This window comes from Pseudomonas sp. Pseusp97 (genome assembly GCF_047304025.1).
In the GTDB taxonomy this organism is placed as follows: Bacteria; Pseudomonadota; Gammaproteobacteria; order Pseudomonadales; family Pseudomonadaceae; genus Pseudomonas.
The window spans coordinates 1-2674 of record NZ_JBGLYK010000385.1 but is presented as its reverse complement, the minus strand read 5'-3'; the positions used below and the strand labels follow the sequence as shown (position 1 = coordinate 2674).

Genomic DNA, 2674 nt, shown 5'->3' with positions numbered 1-2674 from the left:
GCTTCGTTCCGCCTGGTCCCAGCGGCGCGCCCAGTCGCGGGCGGGTCGACGTGCTGCCCACCGGGCGCAACTTCTTCACCGTGGACGTGCGCAACCTGCCCACGCCCACCGCCTTCCGCCTCGGCTTCCAGTCCGCCAGCCGCCTGCTCGAACGCCACCTGCAGGACCACGGCGACCACCTGCGCCAGCTCGGCCTGTCGGTGTGGGGCACGGCGACCATGCGCACCGGCGGCGACGACATCGCCCAGGCCCTCGCGCTGCTCGGCGTGCGCCCGGTTTGGCAGGCCGGCAGCCAGCGCGTGGAAGACTTCGAGATCCTGCCGATCAGCCTGCTCGACCGCCCGCGGGTCGACGTGACGCTGCGGGTCTCTGGCTTCTTCCGCGACGCCTTCGCCAACCTGATCCGCCTGTTCGACGCCGCCGTGCAGGCTGTCGCCGCGCTGGATGAGCCGGACGACCTGAACCCGCTGGCCGCCCGCGTGCGCGCCGATCAATCACACTTGCAGTCGGAGGGACTGGCGCTTGATGAAGCCCGCCGCCAGGCCGGCTGGCGCATCTTCGGCGCCCAGCCCGGTGCCTACGGCGCCGGCGTGCAGGGCGTGATCGAATCGCGCCAGTGGGACAGCCGCGCCGACCTCGCCGAGGCCTACCTGAATTGGGGCGGCTACGCCTACGGCGCCAGCGACGACGGCACCCCGGCGCGCGAGCGCTTTGCCCAGCGCCTGTCCGGCCTCCAGGCGGTGCTGCACAACCAGGACAACCGCGAGCACGACATCCTCGATTCCAACGACTACTACCAGTTCCAGGGCGGCATGCTGGCCGCCGCCGAGGTCATCCAGGGGCAGTCACTCGCCAGCTACCACGGCGACCACAGCCAGCCGGACAACCCACGCATCCGCACCCTGAAGGAAGAACTCGGCCGCGTGGTGCGCGCCCGCGCGGTGAACCCGAAATGGATCGCCGGCATGAAGCGCCATGGCTACAAGGGCGCCTTCGAACTGGCCGCGACGGTGGACTACCTGTTCGCCTTCGATGCCACCAGCGAACTGGTGGACGACCACCAGTACCGCCTGCTGGCCGACGCCTACCTGCTGGACGACGACACCCGCGAATTCATCCGCCAGCACAACCCCGAAGCCCTGCGCGACATCGCCGAACGCCTGGTGGAAGCGCAACAGCGCGGGTTGTGGGAGGAGCCGGGGAAGTACCGCGAGACGCTGGAGAACCTGCTGGTGGACAGCGAGGAGCAGTGAGGAATCTCGCGCCTGTGTAGAAGCGGACTCCGTCCGCGATGGCGTCCGGCGATACACGACCGTAGGGCGCATAACCCGGAACGGGTTATCCGCCGATTGCCTTGCGGCGGATAACGCTGGCGCGTTATGCGCCCTACGATCTGGTGGGCAGCGAGGAGCAGTGAGGAATTTCTGCCTCTCGTAGGATGGCGTGGAGCGAAGCGATACCCATCAATCCCAGGCTCCGAGCACAGCATGATTTGTAGGAGCGGGGGGGGGGGGGGGGGGATGGACCCCCCCCCGGGGGGGGGGGGGGGGGGGGGGGGCGCGGGAGCAAAAAAAAAAAAAAAGACCACCCCCCCCCCCCCCCCCCTCCTTCTCTTTCCCCCCCCCCCCCCCCCCCCCCCCCCCCCCGCCGCGGGGGGGGGGGCGCGCCCCCCCCCCCCCCCCCGCTCCTACAAAAAAGCGCGTTCAGCCGCGACGCAGCCGCTCCGCCGCATTCAGCAGCAACGCCTCGGTGCCGCTCCACCCCAGGCAGCCGTCAGTGATCGAGACGCCGTAGCGCAGCTCGCCGGACAGCGGCTGGCAGCCGTCGAACAGATGGCTCTCCAGCATCACGCCACGCAAGGACGCATCGCCGGCCAGGCGCTGGTCGAGCACGCTGTCCAGCACCGCCGGCTGGCGCAGCGGATCCTTGCCGCTGTTGGCGTGACTACAATCCACCATGATGCTTGCATCGAGGCCGAGCTTCTCCAGCCCCAGGCGAATCTGCTGCACGCTGGCCGCGTCGAAGTTCGGCCCGGCATGGCCGCCGCGCAAAACCAGATGTGTGTCCGGGTTGCCCTGGGTCTGCACCAGCGACGGGCGCCCCAGCGCATCGATGCCGAAGTGCTGGTGCGGGTGCGCCGCCGAGCGCATGGCGTCGGTGGCGATGCCGATGCTGCCGTCGGTGCCGTTCTTGAAGCCCACCGGCAGGTCGAGGCCACTGACCATCTCGCGGTGCACCTGGGATTCGCTGGTGCGTGCACCGATGGCGGCCCAGCCCAGCAGATCGTCGAAGTAGCCGGCCACCAGCGGTTGCAGCAGTTCGGTGGCGATCGGCAGGCCGCGTTCGAGCATGCCCAGCATCAGCCGGCGCGACAGCTCCAGGCCGCCGGCCATGTCGCCAGTACCGTCCAGCTGCGGGTCGTAGACCAGGCCTTTCCAGCCGATGGTGGTGCGCGGCTTCTCGACGTAGGCGCGCATCACCAGCAACAACTGGTCGCTCACCTGCGGCGCCAGTTCGGCGAGGCGGTCGGCGTATTCGAGGGCGGAGACGGGGTCGTGCAGCGAGCAGGGGCCGATCACTACAAGAAGGCGCCGGTCGCGGCCATCGAGGACGGCGCGGATCGCCTCGCGGCCTTCGCGGACGCGGTGGGCCATGGCGGCGGACAGCGCCTGCC

General features: G+C 70.0%; 2 protein-coding genes. One reads left to right on the top strand and one right to left on the bottom strand.

All coding sequences use genetic code 11. From position 1 onward, the window contains the following. Positions 1-1253 (top strand): cobaltochelatase subunit CobN (locus ACCC94_RS29160; RefSeq protein ID WP_413353062.1); only part of this gene is annotated, 1253 nt, incomplete at its 5' end. A gap of 450 nt (positions 1254-1703) precedes the next feature. On the opposite strand, the gene ACCC94_RS29155 is transcribed toward ACCC94_RS29160, so the two are convergent. Next, a partial coding sequence (locus tag ACCC94_RS29155; RefSeq protein ID WP_413353061.1) for a 3-deoxy-7-phosphoheptulonate synthase occupies positions 1704-2674 on the bottom strand: 971 nt, incomplete at its 5' end.